This window comes from Novosphingobium sp. ERN07 (assembly GCF_012641335.1).
Classification (GTDB): Bacteria; Pseudomonadota; Alphaproteobacteria; order Sphingomonadales; family Sphingomonadaceae; genus Novosphingobium.
On record NZ_JABAID010000002.1, the window covers coordinates 51,786 to 68,221 of the forward strand.

Genomic DNA, 16,436 nt, shown 5'->3' on the forward strand with positions numbered 1-16,436 from the left:
TCAGGTTGCGATGCCGATGGTGCTTGCGGCGGTGTAGCCCGCAGACGTCGAACCGCTCATGGTCAGGGTCATAACCGCCATCTGGGCGGTCGTGTTGTTTCCGAACACATTATCGCCTGATATCGACGCGCTCGCGAAGTTGCTCTTGCTCGAACTGTACGCCGACAAGGCATAGACTTCGTTGCAGGCTGCAGCAGGCATGGCGAATTGCGAGATCAGCCGCGCATAATTGGCGTTGGTAGCATTGGCGAGGCTGGAAAAGACCTCGAAGTGGATGTGCGGATAGCGGCCGTCGTAGCATCCGGGGAAAATGGTCGTAAACGTCACCTGCCCGTTTGAATCCGTGACTTGCACGCCGCGCAGGTAGCTTTCGTTTGGCAACGTGTAGAGCGAATAGAGCCCGCTTACCGTGCAGTGCCAGATGTAAACGGCATAGCCCGAAAGCGGAGTGCAGCCGTTGTTGACGTCTACTACGGTGATGGTGATCGTCGTGGTCACACCCGCAGCCGTGGCGGTGGAAGTGCCGATGAAGCTTGACCGGATATCACTGCGGACGATGCCGCTTGCGGTAAGCGCGTTGGAGGTCAAACCCGAAGAAGTATTGGTGCCGTCTGCAGGATAGGGACCATTAGTTTCGCTGGCGGGAACCGTGCAGGTTCCAGCGGTTGCCGTGGCCGTAGCAGTGGCTGTCGCCGTTGCAGTAGCCGTTGCGCTGCTGGTGGTTACGGTGGTGGCCGTCGTCGAAGCCGCGCCGTCGCTGCCGCCGCAGCCGAATAGCAGCGCGCTGCCACCTGCGGAGCCAAATAGGGCCATCGCGCGACGGCGACCGACGCGCAGTTGCTCGATCCGGGCGAGGTCAGCGGCGAGGCCTTCGTCGGCGTGATCGTGCGCGGTGTCTGCAGATTGTTTGTCCATATCCTGTCGTTCCCATCCCGATGCTCTCCATTCAAACGGAGCAAAAGCGAAAACCCTTCGGCAGTTTGTGTATATGGCCGGGGCGGCAGGGCGAACACCGTTGAATTTGCAGTGTAAAAAATCGCCTTTAGAGCCTCATCTCCAATATTTGCAATCGATTGTTGTCATGAAGCGCGCACTGTGGCATGACGTTTCCGAGGCCGTGCAAGCCGGAAAGGCAAAGGCCCGGTGGGAGAGTGCGATCGTGACCTTCAAAAGTAGTCATGACGGTAGCGGACATGCCGCAGCGCCAGCGATACGGCCGCATCTGCCTTTGTCGCGTATACTGGAAATGAATCTCGGTTTCCTCGGCCTGCAATTCAGCTTTGGGTTGCAGCAGGGCAACATGGGGCCGATCTACAGCTTTCTGGGCGCGGATGAATCGCAGCTTCCGATGCTGCAACTGGCCGGGCCGATCACGGGCCTGCTGGTGCAACCGATCATCGGCGCGATGAGCGACCGCACGTTGAGCCGGTGGGGCCGGCGCACGCCTTACTTTCTGATCGGCGCTGTGCTGTGCTGCCTTGGCCTGTTCTTCATGCCGCTTTCCAGTTCGATCCTGATGGCTATGTCGCTGTTGTGGATACTTGATGCGGGCAACAACATCACGATGGAGCCATATCGCGCCTATGTTTCGGACCGGCTCAACCCGGACCAGCGGCAGGCGGGGTTCCTTTCGCAAAGTGCGTTTACCGGCCTTGCGCAGATGCTGGCCTTCCTTACGCCGTCGCTGCTGGTGGGTTTCGGGATGAGCCGGGACTGGGTGGATGATCACGGCATTCCCTATACCGTGCGCGTAGTGTTCATGATTGGTGCCGTGCTTTCGCTGGCGACAATCGTGTGGTCGGTTCTGCGCGTGCCGGAGCTGCCGCTGACGCCGCAGGAAAAGGATCACATCGCTGCACAGCCAAAGGGCGCATGGGCCACCTTGCGCGAAATTGGTGATGCCATTGTGGAAATGCCGGTGGCCATGCGCAAGCTGGGGCTGATGAGCCTGTTCCAGTGGGTCGGCATGTCGGGCTACTGGACTTATGCGGTCTATTCGATGAGCCGCACCGTCTATTCCACGTCAGACGTGCATAGCGGCGGGTTCCGCGAAGCCGTGCTTACCAACGGCGAAGTGGCGGCGTTCTACAACGCGGTGTCGTTTGTCACCGCCTTTGCGATGGTGCCGCTGGTGCGCCGCATCGGGCCGGGGCCGCTTCATGCGCTGTGCCTGTTTGCGGGCGGGGCGGGCATGTTCGTGCTGCCGGGGATCACAGACAAGGTGCTGCTGTTCCTGCCCGCCGTAGGCATCGGCCTCGCTTGGGGGAGCATCATGGGCAATCCCTATGCGATCCTCAGCAATTCGATCCCGCCGCAGCGGACGGGCGTTTACATGGGCATCTTCAACATGATGATCGTGATCCCCATGCTGATCTTTGCGGTGGTGATGAGCCGTCTCGACCTTGGCTTCGCGTCAATCGGGTTCGATGCCTACAAGCTGGCGCTGGGTAACGATCCGCGCAACATGCTGATGTTCTGCGGTATATGCCTGGTGCTGGCGGGCCTTTCGGTGCTGTGGGTGCGCGAAGGCCGCGTGAGCGCCATGCCGCAGGCGGTTGCAGCCTGATGGCAAAGGCGATCGCCTTGCACGCTGGAACCGGATCGCTGGTGTGGGAGGAACGCGAAGGCGCCCCCCCGCTTTGGCGGCATTGTGGCCCGCGCGTTTCGGGTGATATGGTGGAAGCGTTGGGGGCGCAGCGCACGGCGGCGTCCTATTCGATGGACGCGGACGTGCCGCTGGATGTTGCGCCCGTAGGCGCGCAGGGTTGGTTCGGGCCGGAAATGCTGCGGGCGCGCTCTGCTGATGGTTTTGCGCTGGTGGTGTGCTTTGATCATGCCGAGGTGGTGGTTGACGCTGCGCGCGTGCGCTTTGTGTTGCGCGATGATCTGGCGGGCGTTGCGCTTGAACTGGAATACGAGGCTGTTGGTGCGGCATTCATATGCCGTTCGGTTGTGCGCAACATCGGCACGGCGAATTTCGATGTAGATTGGTTGGCCAGCGTTATGCTGCCGATCCCCGCGAGCGCCCGTGAAATCCTGTCTTGGCGCGGGCGGCACAACGCCGAACTGGTGGAATGCCGCGAGGCCATGCCGCAGCAGGCATGGCTACGCGAAGGGCGGCGAGGCATTTCCGGCCACGGCGGGCCGGGCGGGGTGTTCCTGCTGGACGAGGGCGCGACGTTCGACGCGGGCACGGTCCGTGCGCTGCAACTGGCGTGGTCGGGCGACAGCCGCATTGCGGTGGAGCGTGATGACGAGGGGTTCTGGCTACTATCGGCAGGCGCCGTGTTGCATCCCGGTGAAGTGCGGCTTGCCCCCGGCGAGGCGTGGGCCGCGCCCGATGCGATCATCGCCATCTCAACCGCCGGGCGCAATGGCGCGGCGGCGGCATTCCATGATGCGGTGCGGGCGCGGCTGCGCTGGCCCGGCGGCGCGATGCGGCCAAGGCCGGTGCATCTCAATTCGTGGGAAGCATGCTACTTCGATCATGACGAGGAGCGCATCGTCGCGCTGGCCGAAGCGGGGGCGTCGGTCGGCGTCGAACGCTTCATTCTGGACGATGGCTGGTTTCGCGGGCGCAACGATGACACGGCGGGGCTGGGTGACTGGACCACCGATCCGTTGAAATATCCGCGCGGGTTGCGTCCCTTGGCAGAACGGGTCAACGCGCTGGGCATGGAATTCGGCCTTTGGGTAGAGCCGGAGATGATCAATCCTGACAGTGCCCTCTATCGCGCGCACCCGGATTGGGCGCTGGCGAGCGAAGGGCGAGCAAGGCCAACTGCGCGGAACCAACTGGTGCTCGACATGCGGCGGGCCGATGTGCGCGACTATCTGTTCGGCTGCATTGATGCGCTGCTGCGCGATCTGCCGATCACTTACCTGAAATGGGATCACAACCGCGATCTGGCTCCGGCAGGCGGCGCGGCGCAAGTGCGGAGTTTCTATGACCTGCTGGCGCGGGTGCGGGCGGCGCATCCGCATGTGGAGATCGAGGCCTGCGCGGGCGGCGGTGGACGGAACGATGCGGGCATGGCGGATTACTGCCACCGCTATTGGACCAGCGACAACATTGACGCCGCAAGCCGCATCGGCATCCAGCGCGGGTTTCTGGCATTCCTGCCGCCCGAATTGATGGGATCGCACATTGCGGCCAGCCCGGCCCACGCCACCGGGCGGCGGCACAGTCTGGGCTTTCGCGCCGCGATAGCGATGACCGGGCATCTGGGCGTGGAGATGGACCCGCGCACGCTTGGCGAGGCGGAACGCGCCGAACTGGCCAACTGGATTGCCTTCCACAAGCAATGGCGCGACCTGCTGCATGGCGGGCAGGTGTGGCTGGGCGAAGGGGCCGACGGGCTGGTCTGGCAGGCGCAGGGGCGCAGCGACGAAGTGCTGCTGTTCGTGATCCGCGACCAGCCGCCGCAGGACCGCCGCCCCCAACCTCTGCCGCTGCCTTTTGCCCGGCGCGAAGGTGCGTGGGAGGTGCAACTGCTGCACATCGCCGGGGGCGAGGGCGGCCACGCTGCGCATATCGCTCCGCTGCACCATGAGATGCGCACAACGCCGCAGGTCTTCGCGTCCTCCTGGCTTTGTGCCAACGGCTTGCCGCTGCCGCCGGGCAAGGCCGAAACCGTCACCCTGTTCCACTTGCGCAAGCGCGCCTGATAGCCGCTCTGGAAAGTTTGTCATGACCTCTGCTCCGACCGAACTTCAATCGATTGCCGCATATGGAGCGAGCCGTTGGGAGCCGACCGGCTATGGCGATCTGCCGCGCATCCCGTTGATCGGCCAAGATGATGTCGTCCGGCTGTTCGATGATCTGGACTTATGGGACTGCTGGCCACTGGCGCATGAAGATGGGCGCACGGTGCGCCATCTCGACCGCCAGTGGTGGTTCTTCCTGTCCGCACCGGTGTTCCCTGATCCGGTGCAGCGGCATGGCCATGCGCGAATCCGCCTGCTGTCATTCGGCAGCGATGGCTGGCGCGATCACGGTAACGCTTTTCCCGATGGCTTCACGCCCGGAAGCCGCGAATGGGCCGGTTGCTGCGTGCTGATGGACGATGGCGAAACAGTGCAGCATTTTTTTACCGCTGCGGGCCGTCATGGCGAAGCGCAGGAGACTTTCGAGCAGCGTATGTTCCTGAGCGTGGGCCGGTTGACCACAAATGGTCCCGGCGAATGGTGGGCACCACAAGAGATATTCGTCGCGGATGGCACACGCTATGTGTGTGACCGGCAGGATAGGGGGGCGCCGGGGCTGATCAAGGGGTTCCGCGATCCGGCGTGGTTGCGCGATCCGGCAACGGGCAAGGCCCATCTGCTGTTTACGGGCAGCGCTGCATGGTCTGACCATGCGTTCAATGGCAATATCGGCATTGCCACGTTCGATGGCGGCAATTGGATACTGGGCGATCCTTTGATCGAGGCGATTGGTGTCAACAACGAACTCGAACGCCCGCATGTGATCGTGCGGGGCGGGCGCTATTACTTGTTCTGGTCAACTCAGACACACACCTTCGCGCCAGAGTCTGTAGCCGGGCCTAATGGGCTTTACGGCGCGGTGGCCGATAGCCTTGCCGGGCCGTGGGTTCCGGTCAACCACGGGGGACTGGTAGCGGCCAACCCCGATGCCGAACCGAAGCAGTCCTATAGCTGGTGGGTAACTGGTGAAGGCGAGGTGTGGAGCTTCGTTGATTACTGGGGAATGGAAGGCCGCAATACAGCGGACCATCCCGAATTGCTGCGCAGCAATTTTGGCGGAACCCCCGCGCCGCGCTTCACGCTGCACTTCGAAGGAAACAGCGTATCGATTGTCTGAGCGAACGGATCAGGCGCTTTCACGCAGGATCAGTTCGGGTTGCATCACGGTCGACGGTGCGTCTTCACCGGCGATGCGGCGGCGCAGCGCTTCGACCATTGCCCGCGCACCGGCGGCGATGTCCTGCCGCACGGTGGTAAGTTGCGGCACCATGCGCTGCGACAGGGGAAGATCGTCAAAACCTGTTACTGCCACGCGATCAGGCACGGCGATGCCGCGTTCATGGAGAATGCGGATCGTGGTCATCGCGATGATATCGGATGCGCAGACGATGCCGTCCACTTCGGCACCCAGGTCATCCAGATGTGCTGCGATCTGGCTCGCCATCTCGTCGCTGGCCAGATGCGTGGGGAAAGCGCGAAGCGTTGTTTGCGGCGAACCTGCCAGCGCCTGCTGCGCGCCAGCCAGACGGTCTGCGATTTCGGGGCCTTTGGTATCGCCGAAAAAGGCCAGGCGTTTCGCACCGCGATCCAGCAGCCGCTGTGCGGCAAGGCGGCCCCCGGCGGCATTGTCTACGCCGACGGTGCATTGCACTTGTCCTTCAGAATGGCTGCCCCACACAACAAGCGGCTTGTAGTACTGCGCAACCCGCTCGATTGCTTCGGTCTGGTTCGACTGGCCAATCACCAGTGCGCCATCCAGCATTCCTGAATCCACGATCCGGTCCAGCCATTCGTCATCGCCGGGAATCACGCGCGACAGCATTAGATCCTGCCCGCTTTCGGTCAGTTCATCGGCCAGATAGCCGAACAGAGTCATGAAGAACGGGTCGGATATGTGCTGCCGCCGTTCGTGGCCAAGCGGAATGACCACGCCGATCACGCCCGTTTGTTGGGTCCGCAGGCGGCGCGCCATCTGATTGGGGCGAAAGCCATATTCGCGCGCAAGCGCCTGAATGCGTTCGCGCGTCTCCTTGTTCACCAATGACTTGTCGGCGAGCGCGCGCGACACCGTGCCGGCAGAGACACCCGCGAGGCGGGCTAACTCAGCGATGTTCCTGATCTTGCCGGGCTTCTTGCCGTCTTCCATGTGCAATCGACTATCCCGTCCGGTGGTGATCCACGCCTTGCCGCGCTGCCATCTGTAAGCCGCGCCGCTGTTTTCGGTGGGTGTGATGCGTTGCAACCGGCGTGTCTGTCAACCGCATTGGGCGCGCCAGTCACCGGACGGATGACCGCCATGTTGCAAAGCGATCACTCTGTCGAAGTTCTTTTGCAATCGATTGCTATTTTTGTTGCAAACGATTGTTGGTGGGGGTAACGGGACAGTGACTGATTCCTGCAACCTATGCAGGAGCTTCTTGGTGGGAGGATTTATGAAGCTGTCTCCATTCGATGCTTGTGCCTCTTTCATTGCGCTGTCTGCTGCAATGCTCGCTGCACCCGCAGCCGCGCAGAATGCTGCGCAGGCCGATACGGCTGAGGCTGTACCTGAAGGCGTAGGGCTTGATGCGATCGTCGTTACCGCATCCGGTCGTGACAAGACCCAGCTAAACAGCGCCATTTCGGTCAGTTCGATCTCTTCCGACACCATTCAGGCGATCCGCCCCACATCGGAAGCCGAAGTCTTTCGCGCCATTCCCGGCATTCAGGTTGCCGGTACAGCCGGCCCCGGCGGCAACTCGAACATCGCTGTTCGCGGCCTTCCGGTGGCCACTGGCGGTTCACCATTCGTGCAAATTCAGGAAGATGGTCTGCCGACCGTGCTGTTCGGCGACATCCAGTTCGGCAACAATGACTACTGGACCCGTTTTGATGCTTCGGTGCAGAACATCGAAGGCGTTCGCGGTGGTTCTGCTGGAACCTTCGCGTCGCAAGCTCCTGGCGCTGTGATCAACTACATCAGCCACACTGGCAAGCAGGAAGGCGGCTACATCTCGATCAATCGTGGTCTCGGTTATGACGAGACCCGCGCCGATTTCCGTTACGGTGGCCCGATCAACGACACGATGTACTTCCACATCGGCGGCTACGTGAAGAACGGCCGCGGTCCGCTCAAGGCCGACTATACCGTGTCGGACTCGTTCCAGATCAAGGGCAACCTGACCAAGGAATTCAACGAAGGCCGCGGCTATTTCCGCCTCAACTTCAAGGTAGCCGATACGCAGGAGCCGAACTACACAGGTGCTCCCGCGCTCGCCACGATCACCGGCAAGAAGGTCACCAACATCCGCCCCTATCCGGGCTTCGACGGTCGTGATGCTTCAAACTACTCGATCTACAACCAGGACTTCCTGATCTACAACCGCGAGGGCAACCTCGAGCGCGTCAAGATGGACGGCATCACGACCCAGGCACAATCCTTTGGTGGTCAGTTCCACTATGATTTCGACGGTGGAATAACCGTCGACAACAACATGCGCTATACCAGCATGAGCGGTGCCTTCGCCTCGCCGTTTCTAAACACCGCACGGACGTCCAGCGTTCTGGGATCGACCGTCAACGGCAGCACGGTTGCAGCGATCCGCTATGCCAGCGGGCCGAAGGCCGGGCAGTTGTTTACTGACACCTACCTCGACAACAACGTCAACGTGCGCACCAACATCAGTGATATCGGCAGCTTTGCCAACGACCTGACGCTGGCAGGCAAGTTCGATGTGGCTTCGGGCAAGCTGACCACGCGCGCCGGTTTGTTCTACATGAACCAGAAGATCGCGATGGACTGGCACGTCAACAAGTCGCTGCGCGAACTCAATGGCGACAATCCCTCGCAGCTCGATCTGTTCGACAGCGCGGGCAACAAACTGACGCAGGCGGGTACTTCGGGGTACAACAACAACTGGGGTGAATGCTGCGCTCGCGATTACGATCTGTCGTACGCCAACACGGCCCCGTATGTTGCACTCGATTTCGATCATGATCAATTCGGACTTGATGGTTCGGTGCGGTTCGAGCGGGTGAAGGCCAGCGGCTATGCCATTGGTGGCGGCAGTGAGTTCAATATCAACAGCGGTGGGGTGACCATCCCGGCAATCACCGCAAACGGTGTCCGCGAAAACCTCAACTACACCCGCAGCTACACCTCGTGGACCGTGGGCGCGCTGTTCAAGGCGACGCCCAACATCACGATCTTTGCCCGCACGTCACGCGGTGGCCGCTTCAACAGCGACCGCCAGACGCTGGGCGGCAAGATCCGCAACGATGGCGCGCTTTGCACGTCCTCCGATATCGGCCGCAACGGCTGCACGGCCGATGGCGTGACGCCTTCGGTGGACTTCGTGACGCAGCACGAACTGGGCGTGAAGAGCCGCGGCGACCTGCTGGGTGGCCGTTTTACGATGGAACTGACGCTGCTGAAGGGCAACTTCAAGCAGTCCACCTTTGAACTTTCTGCCACGCGCTGCCCCGGTGGAGCAGGGGGTTGCGTGATCGACGCAAAGTTCAAGTCCACGGGCGCAGAGTTCTTTGCGACCTATCGGAACGGCGGCTTCAGCTTTACCGGCAACGCAACTTATTCTAAGGCCAAGCGCCAATCGGCAGGGGCAACTTCGTTCACGCGCTCGCCCAATCTGCCGGACCTGATCTACACCGCGTCGGCCAACTATGACTTCGGCGATATCGCAACGTTGGGTCTTGCCGTGACGGGTCAGACCAGCGCGATTGACGATGGCGGGTTCGAATATCCGGGCAAGGCGATTTTCAACCCCTCGCTACGGGTCTATCCGATGCAGAACCTCGAACTGGGCTTGCAGGTCTACAACGTGTTCGACACCTTCGATCTGCGCGGTAACGGCGGCATTGCCGATGCTTCGGTGACGCCGACGGTTATTGGCGGTGCGCCGGCGCTGGGCCGCACGGTTTCGGCCTCGGTCCGCTACAACTTCTGATGATGGTGGGAGCGATCGCAAACGCGGTTTACTCCCATCAATTCGGGTCGCAAGAGGAAGGGCGGAGCGCGGCTGTGCTTCGCCCTTCCATTTCAATATCGCCGCAAGCGCGATAGGGTGACTTGCCGCCACGGAGAGGCATGAACGCATGAACAATCCCGACCTGATGATCCGCTCTGTTGCCATCATCGGTGGCGGTACGGCAGGCTGGATGACAGCGGCGGCGCTGGCGCAGGCCCTACGTCACAATTGCAGCATCACGCTGGTCGAATCCGACGAGATTGGGACCGTCGGCGTGGGCGAGGCGACGATCCCGCCGATCCGCACGTTCAACGAAACGCTTGAGATCGACGAGCGCGAATTCGTGCGCAAGACGCAAGGATCGTTCAAGCTGGGCATCGAATTCGTGGATTGGGGAAGCCTCGGCAACCGCTATTTCCACCCGTTCGGCCCGCATGGCCGGGCGTTCGATATCGTCAACCTTCACCACTACTGGCTGCGCGCGCGCGAAGCGGGAGAGACCGCGCCGCTCGATGATCATTCGATGGCCTGGGCACTGGCCAAGGAAAACCGCTTTGCTCCGCCGATGCCGGACCAGCGCAACGTGCTTTCAACATTCGATTATGCCTACCATTTCGATGCGGGCCTCTATGCCCGGTTTCTGCGCGAGTATTCCGAAGCGAAAGGGGTGACGCGGATCGAAGGCAAGGTCGCCAGCGTGCAGCAGGATGCGCAGACCGGGTTCGTCACCGGCGTCACGCTGGAAGATGGGCGCGCGGTTGAGGCCGAACTGTTGATCGATTGCTCTGGCTTCCGCGGCCTTTTGATCGAAGGCACACTCAAGGCAGGGTATGAAGACTGGATGCATTGGCTGCCCTGCGACCGTGCCATGGCAGTGCCATGCGAAAACGCCGATCCGCTGACGCCCTACACCCGCTCCACCGCGCGTGAGGCGGGATGGCAGTGGCGCATTCCGCTGCAACATCGCACTGGCAACGGTTATGTCTTTTGCAGTCAGTTCCTGTCCGAGGATGAAGCTGCGGAAAAGTTGCTGTCGAGGCTCGATGGCAAGGCGCTGGCCGATCCGCGCCCGCTGCGCTTCGTCACCGGGCGGCGCAAGACGTTCTGGGAAAAAAACGTCATCGCCGTCGGGCTTTCCAGTGGCTTTATGGAACCGCTGGAATCCACTTCGATCCACTTGATTCAGGCCGGGATATCCAAGCTTCTGGCGCTATTCCCCGACCGCACTTTCGATCCGATGGTGATCGATGAATACAACCGCATCGCCGTGAACGAGTTCGAGCGCATCCGCGACTTTCTGATCCTGCATTACAAGTTGACAGAGCGGGACGATTCAGACCTGTGGCGCTATTGCGCGAACATGGACATTCCTGACACGCTGCACGAGAAAATCGAACATTTCCGCCGTTATGGCAGGTTGGTGCAGCGCGATGCCGATCTGTTCGGCCCGCCATCGTGGCTGGCGGTCCACATCGGGCAAGGCAACATCCCCGAACGCACCGATCCGCTGGCCGATTATCGCGGTGTGGATGGGCGCGAATGGCTGGGCAAGCTGCGCGCGGCAATGCACCATGCGGCGTTGCAACAGCCTCGCCATGAACAGTTCATCGCGGCCAATTGCAAGGCGTTATGACCGACGCGCCAGCTCTGTTGCAACGCGCCGTGGCCATGCGCGATGCGCAGGACACGGCAGGGGCGCTTGACGCCATTCTTGGTGCGGCCAAACTTGCACCAGGTGACGCTAACGTCGCTCTAGGTGTCGCTCAGGTGTCGTTCGAGGCAGGTCTGCCTGCAGCCGATCTCTACGCCCGCGCGGCAGCGCTCTCGCCTACGCGGCTAGACCTGCAACGTAGTCGTGCAACGGCGCTGGCGGCTGAAGGACGGCAGGCCGAGGGTGAGGCTTTGCTAGAGCACCTGCTCGCAACAAACCCTGCATGGATCGATGGGCATCGCTGCCTGTGTGCCATGCGGGCGACGGCGGGTGAGGCCGATTTCGCGCGCAGTTTTGTGGCGGCAATTGCGCGCGACCCAGAAAACTTCGGACTGCGCATGGCATGGTTTCATGTGCTGGCCACGGCGAAGGAATGGAGCGCCGCACAGGCCGTGATCGCTCAGGCCGAAGCCGCGCTGGGTGAGCGGCAGGCATCGCTGCTAGGCAAGCTGTTCATCGCGAGCGAGAGCGGCGAAGGTGCGGACGATCCTGCACTGTTCGATGGCGTGGAGCATGTGCACGACGTCGGGCTGGACCTTGCGCGGGTGCGGCATTTCCTGCGCGGCGGACAGGTTGATCGCGCCCGCGATGTCTGTGTGCGTCATATGGGAACGCCTGCGATGCGCGCGTTCTGGCCCTATATCTCGCTGGCATGGCGGCTTCTGGGCGATGCGCGCGCGGACTGGCTCGATGGCGCAATGCGCCATGTGCGCAGTTTCGATCTGGACTTTACCGCGCAGGAACTGGCTGACCTCGCTACGACGCTCCGCCGTCTGCACACGATGCAAGAGCCTTATCACGAACAGTCGGTTCGAGGGGGGACGCAGACCGAAAGGCCACTGCTGCTGCGGCTCGATCCCGTCATCGCCACTGCTCGCAGCAAGATCGAAAGCGCGGTGAGGGCCTATATCGACACCCTGCCCGAACGCGATGCAGCGCACCCCTTGCTAGCCGCGTCTCGCGGGCGGTTTCTGTTCGCGGGTAGCTGGTCGGTGCGCCTCCGGCCTGCTGGATTCCATGCTGTCCATACCCACCCGATGGGCTGGATCAGTTCTGCGCTTTACGTCAGCGTACTAGAGCCGGAAAAGCTGGGCGCGCCGCCTGCCGGGCATTTGCAATTCGGCGCGCCCCCGCCCGAACTTGGCCTGCCGCTTGAACCTTACGGCGAAGTCGTGCCCACGCCGGGCAGGCTGGCGCTGTTCCCCTCAACCATGTGGCACGGCACTGTCCCGTTTGACGATGGCGAGCGGATGACGATTGCCTTCGACATCGTTCCCCATCCGAAAGCCTGAAAATGCGCCCGTGCTATCACTATGCCACCGCCGCCAACTGGCTGAGCGATCCCAACGGTCTCGTCTGGCAGGATGGCGAATGGCACATGTTCTATCAGTATAACCCGTTCGGTGAGGACTGGGGCCACATGTCATGGGGCCACGCCGTCAGCCGCGATCTGGCGCAGTGGCAGGAACTGCCGGTTGCGCTGGTAGAGGAAGACAGCACGATGATCTTCTCCGGCTCTGCCGTGATTGATGTTGCGGGGAGTGCCGGGTTTGGGGCAGGCGCGATGATTGCGACTTACACTGGCGCGCGGATTGATCGGCAGCACCAATTCCAGTGCATCGCCGCCAGCACGAATCGCGGGCGCACGTTCGCCAAGTTTGCGGGCAACCCCGTGCTCGATATCCAGATGGCTGATTTCCGCGATCCCAGTGTGTTCTGGCACGAACCGTCAGGGCAGTGGACCATGGTAGTGGTGCTTTCGGACGAGAACCGGGCGCTGATCTATGGTTCGGCCGATCTTAAGGCGTGGCGCGGACTTTCGGAGATTCCGCGCGACGGCGCGCCGGGGCATCTGTGGGAATGCCCGTTCCTTGTCGAACTGCCGGTGGAAGGCACAAGCGAAACGCGCTGGCTGTTCAAGGTCGATGTGCTGTCGGGCGCGCCGGGATCGGGCGCGCTCTATCGCTTTGGCCAGTTCGATGGCACGCGGTTTGTGGCGGAAACCGGATGGCAGATCGCGGATCATGGTGACGAGTTCTATGCCGCGATTGGTTGGACCGAACCGCGCGATGCACAAGGACGGCCCACGTGGATTGGCTGGATGGGCAATCACGCCGTGCAAAAGCACCTGCCGCCACAGGGATGGCGCGGCGCGATGAGCCTGCCAAGGCGGCTGTCTGCGCGGCGTGAAGGCGAGATGCTGCGTCTGGTGCAGGCGGTGGAGCCATCCTGCCTAACCCTGTTCAGCACGCAGGAAGCCCTTGTGATGAACGAAGGGTGCCGTCCACTGGACGCTGCCAGCATTCTTGAACTGCCGGGAAACGGTGGTTGGTCGTTCACGCTGTCAGATGATGCTGGCCGCCGCCTTTCTTGCAGCCTTGCCGATGGCAGGCTCACAGTCGAACGACACGATCCACTCACGCCGCAACTGAACCACACCAGCGCGATGGAAATCGCACCCGATGCGCCGGTTCAGGTTCTCCTCGACAGCGGCAGTATTGAAGTGTTGGCCAGCGGTGGGGCAGACTGCCTTACGCTGCAGCACCGGCTTGCAGGTGAGGCTTTTGCCCTGCGCGGCAAGGGCACGCTAACCGTGCGCTACCTTGCCGACAGCGCCTGACGCCCAAGTTCGATAGCCCCAGTGATCCCGGCATCATCACCAAGGCCGGGCGTAACAATGTAGCTTTCGAGGCCCTCGTCCAGACGGGGATGACGCACATAGCCGCCCAGTTTGATTGCGGTTTCGCGCCGCACCGCTTCGATCAGGCCCGGCGCCTTCATGACGCCACCGCCGAAGATCAGCCGATCCGGCATGTGCAGCAGCACCAGCGTGCTGGCGAGGTGAGCGATATACCAGGCGATCAGGCCGGTTTCTTCGGCACCCAACTGGTCAAGACTCTTGCCCCACCGGCGTTCGATGGCCGGGCCGCAGGCAAGCCCTTCAAGGCAATCGCCGTGGAACGGGCAGATGCCGGGGAAGGGATCACGCGCCCCGTTGCGCGGTGGCACGATGTGCCCGCTTTCGAAGTGCGAAATGCCCATGAGCGAGCGTCCGTTCTGCACCACGCCGGTGCCCACGCCTGTCCCGATGGTAGTATAGGCCAGCGTGCGGCAGCCTTGCCCGGCACCGGCCATCCATTCCCCGATGGCGGCTCCATTCACATCCGTATCCACCATGATCGGAGCGCCGAATTGGCCCAGCGCATCATGAAAGCGGGCACCTGACCAGCCCGGCTTGGGCGTGGTGGTGAACGTGCCATAGGCGGGTGAGGCGGGATCGATATCAATCGGGCCGAAGCTCGCTACGCCGAACGCGGTGATGGAGCCATGTTCGGCACTGGCGTCAGCGAAGAAAGCCTGCATCGCGGGCCACGTTTCGGCAGGGGTGTTCGTTGGCAGTCTTGTCCGCGCCAGAATTACTCCTTCCTGCGTGGCAAGCGCGAGGACGAATTTCGTGCCGCCTGCTTCTACCGCTCCGATCAGGCCTGTGCTGCTCATGTTACGTCCTTTGCGTTTTCGCGTACCAGCGTCATTGCGGTGGCTGCCATCGCCATCATCAGTGCGGCCACGAGCATGGTCCAGCGCGGCTCTCCGGGGAAGAAACTGCGCATGATCCCGCCCATCAGCGTTGCCACGACAAGCTGCGGTATCACGATGAAGAAATTGAAGATCCCGATGTAGATGCCGAACTTGCGCGGTGGCAGCACGCGGGTGAGGATGACATAGGGCATTGATAGCACCGATGCCCAAGCCACTCCCATGCCGATCATCGGCAGCAGCAGTGCATGGGGATCGCGGATCAGCAGCAGGCCCAGAAATCCACCTGCGCCACACAAAAGGCCGATGGCGTGTGTTGCGGCGTTGCCGATGTGGCGCGCCAATACCGGCAGCAGAAATGCGGCAAGGATCGAAACGCCGTTATAGAAGGCGAACATCACGCCCACCCAGTCCGCGCCTTCGTTATAGGCAGCGCTGGCGGTGTCGGTCGCACCGAAAGCCTGTGCGGTGACGACAGGGGTGGTATAGATCCACACGATGAAAAAGCCGATCCACGTGAAGAACTGCGCGAAGGCAAGCTGCTTCATCTGCAAGGGCATCTGCGCAAGGTCTGATACGATATGCGCCAGCGCGCCCTTTGCGCCTGCCGTCCGAACGCCGATCTGGATCATGCCAAACAGCGCCAGCCCAGCTCCCAGAACATAAAGCTGCTTGTCCAAGTTCAGCGCGCCGACGAGCGCCAGAAGCGCCGCGCCCGCAATAACCCACAGCGGTCCGGAGCGGGGGTGAACCAGCGGTTCATGCTGCGCAGCATCGTGGTGATGTGCGGGCTGTCCTTCGAACGCGGCCATTTCTTCAGGCGCGTATTCGCGCACGCGAAACACGGTCCATCCGACGCTGAGCACGATGGCGACCGCGCCCAGAGAGAAGCTGAAGCATACCGACGGCGGAATTGTGCCATCCGGTGCGGTATTGGCGATGCCAAGCCAGTTGAACAGCGCAGGCGCAAGGCTGCCCAAAACCGCGCCTGCACCGATGAACGCAGTCTGGAATGCAAAGGCTTGCCCTCGCTGCTCATCGGGAGTCATATCGCCGGCAAAGGCGCGGAACGGTTCCATCGCAACGTTGAGCGAGGCATCGAGCATCCACAGGAAGGCGGCCGCAACCAGCAGCAGCCCCGCACTGGGCAAGCCGATCAACGCCAGCGCCGCCAACACCGCTCCACCAAGGAAATAGGGGCGCCGACGGCCAAGGCGGCCCCATGTGCGGTCCGAATAATAGCCGATCAGCGGTTGCACCAGCAGGCCGGTGACGGGCCCGGCGATCCACAGGAACGCCAGATCGTCAACCGAACTGCCGAGCGACTGGAAGATGCGGCTGACATTGGCGTTCTGCAGCGCAAAGGCAATCTGGATGCCGAAATAGCCGAAGCTGATATTCCACAGCCCCCAGAAGCCCTGTCTTGGCTTATGCGTTGTGACTGGCCCGGAATGTACAGTCATCTCAACTCCCGATCACGTGCGACAGTTGCCGGGTGCCGTCTTGCGCGGACCTGC

Annotated in this window: 11 protein-coding genes; 7 read left to right on the forward strand and 4 right to left on the reverse strand. The window is 62.0% G+C overall.

The window, feature by feature from the left end:
* Positions 1-915, reverse strand: a complete 915-nt coding sequence (locus tag HGI47_RS03485) for an intradiol ring-cleavage dioxygenase (protein ID WP_168851417.1) — start codon at positions 913-915, stop codon at positions 1-3.
* Positions 916-1,246: 331 nt separating this feature from the next.
* Between HGI47_RS03485 and HGI47_RS03490 the strand changes: the two genes are divergently transcribed.
* Genes HGI47_RS03490 through HGI47_RS03500 form a run of 3 tightly spaced genes read left to right on the forward strand, consistent with a single transcriptional unit; the run spans position 1,247 to position 5,824 of the window.
* Complete coding sequence (locus HGI47_RS03490; protein WP_168851788.1) at positions 1,247-2,566, forward strand: MFS transporter; 1,320 nt, start codon at positions 1,247-1,249, stop codon at positions 2,564-2,566.
* Entirely contained in the window at positions 2,566-4,668 is a 2,103-nt protein-coding gene (locus HGI47_RS03495; protein WP_168851418.1) for an alpha-galactosidase, read from the forward strand. The genes HGI47_RS03490 and HGI47_RS03495 overlap by 1 nt, the downstream gene beginning before the upstream one ends.
* Positions 4,669-4,690: 22 nt before the next feature.
* Entirely contained in the window at positions 4,691-5,824 is a 1,134-nt protein-coding gene (locus tag HGI47_RS03500) for a glycoside hydrolase family 68 protein (protein WP_168851419.1), read from the forward strand.
* A gap of 9 nt (positions 5,825-5,833) precedes the next feature.
* Here the strand turns inward: HGI47_RS03500 and HGI47_RS03505 are convergent, their stop codons facing one another.
* A complete protein-coding gene (locus tag HGI47_RS03505; RefSeq protein ID WP_168851789.1) occupies positions 5,834-6,853 on the reverse strand; it encodes a LacI family DNA-binding transcriptional regulator in 1,020 nt (339 codons plus the stop codon).
* Positions 6,854-7,139: 286 nt separating this feature from the next.
* Between HGI47_RS03505 and HGI47_RS03510 the strand changes: the two genes are divergently transcribed.
* The 4 genes from HGI47_RS03510 to HGI47_RS03525 all read left to right on the forward strand — a co-directional run bounded on the left by HGI47_RS03510 (position 7,140) and on the right by HGI47_RS03525 (position 14,002).
* Entirely contained in the window at positions 7,140-9,650 is a 2,511-nt protein-coding gene (locus HGI47_RS03510; protein WP_168851420.1) for a TonB-dependent receptor domain-containing protein, read from the forward strand.
* A gap of 148 nt (positions 9,651-9,798) precedes the next feature.
* Positions 9,799-11,304, forward strand: a complete 1,506-nt coding sequence (locus HGI47_RS03515) for a tryptophan halogenase family protein (RefSeq protein WP_168851421.1) — start codon at positions 9,799-9,801, stop codon at positions 11,302-11,304.
* Positions 11,301-12,674 carry a putative 2OG-Fe(II) oxygenase gene (locus HGI47_RS03520; protein WP_168851422.1) on the forward strand — a complete coding sequence of 458 codons (1,374 nt, stop codon included), beginning with the start codon at positions 11,301-11,303 and terminating at the stop codon, positions 12,672-12,674. The genes HGI47_RS03515 and HGI47_RS03520 overlap by 4 nt, the downstream gene beginning before the upstream one ends.
* Positions 12,675-12,676: 2 nt before the next feature.
* Positions 12,677-14,002 (forward strand): glycoside hydrolase family 32 protein, encoded by a 1,326-nt coding sequence (locus HGI47_RS03525; RefSeq protein WP_168851423.1) that lies wholly within the window; start codon positions 12,677-12,679, stop codon positions 14,000-14,002.
* On the opposite strand, the gene HGI47_RS03530 is transcribed toward HGI47_RS03525, so the two are convergent.
* Together HGI47_RS03530 and HGI47_RS03535 are read right to left on the reverse strand one after the other, a co-directional pair.
* On the reverse strand, positions 13,981-14,880 hold the full coding sequence (locus HGI47_RS03530) for an ROK family protein (RefSeq protein ID WP_168851424.1): 900 nt from the start codon (positions 14,878-14,880) through the stop codon (positions 13,981-13,983). The two genes, HGI47_RS03525 and HGI47_RS03530, sit on opposite strands and share 22 nt — an antisense overlap.
* Positions 14,877-16,382 carry an MFS transporter gene (locus HGI47_RS03535; protein WP_168851425.1) on the reverse strand — a complete coding sequence of 502 codons (1,506 nt, stop codon included), beginning with the start codon at positions 16,380-16,382 and terminating at the stop codon, positions 14,877-14,879. The genes HGI47_RS03530 and HGI47_RS03535 overlap by 4 nt, the downstream gene beginning before the upstream one ends.
* Positions 16,383-16,436: the final 54 nt, after the last annotated feature.

Excerpts from the sequence above, each read along its gene's own strand:
- HGI47_RS03495 (WP_168851418.1), top strand. The coding sequence starts at position 2,566 with ATGGCAAAGGCGATCGCCTTGCACGCTGGAACCGGATCGCTGGTGTGG.
- HGI47_RS03520 (WP_168851422.1), top strand. The coding sequence starts at position 11,301 with ATGACCGACGCGCCAGCTCTGTTGCAACGCGCCGTGGCCATGCGCGAT.
- HGI47_RS03505 (WP_168851789.1), bottom strand. The coding sequence starts at position 6,853 with ATGGAAGACGGCAAGAAGCCCGGCAAGATCAGGAACATCGCTGAGTTA.
- HGI47_RS03490 (WP_168851788.1), top strand. The coding sequence starts at position 1,247 with ATGAATCTCGGTTTCCTCGGCCTGCAATTCAGCTTTGGGTTGCAGCAG.
- HGI47_RS03530 (WP_168851424.1), bottom strand. The coding sequence starts at position 14,880 with ATGAGCAGCACAGGCCTGATCGGAGCGGTAGAAGCAGGCGGCACGAAA.
- HGI47_RS03485 (WP_168851417.1), bottom strand. The coding sequence starts at position 915 with ATGGACAAACAATCTGCAGACACCGCGCACGATCACGCCGACGAAGGC.
- HGI47_RS03525 (WP_168851423.1), top strand. The coding sequence starts at position 12,677 with ATGCGCCCGTGCTATCACTATGCCACCGCCGCCAACTGGCTGAGCGAT.
- HGI47_RS03515 (WP_168851421.1), top strand. The coding sequence starts at position 9,799 with ATGAACAATCCCGACCTGATGATCCGCTCTGTTGCCATCATCGGTGGC.
- HGI47_RS03500 (WP_168851419.1), top strand. The coding sequence starts at position 4,691 with ATGACCTCTGCTCCGACCGAACTTCAATCGATTGCCGCATATGGAGCG.
- HGI47_RS03510 (WP_168851420.1), top strand. The coding sequence starts at position 7,140 with ATGAAGCTGTCTCCATTCGATGCTTGTGCCTCTTTCATTGCGCTGTCT.
- HGI47_RS03535 (WP_168851425.1), bottom strand. The coding sequence starts at position 16,382 with ATGACTGTACATTCCGGGCCAGTCACAACGCATAAGCCAAGACAGGGC.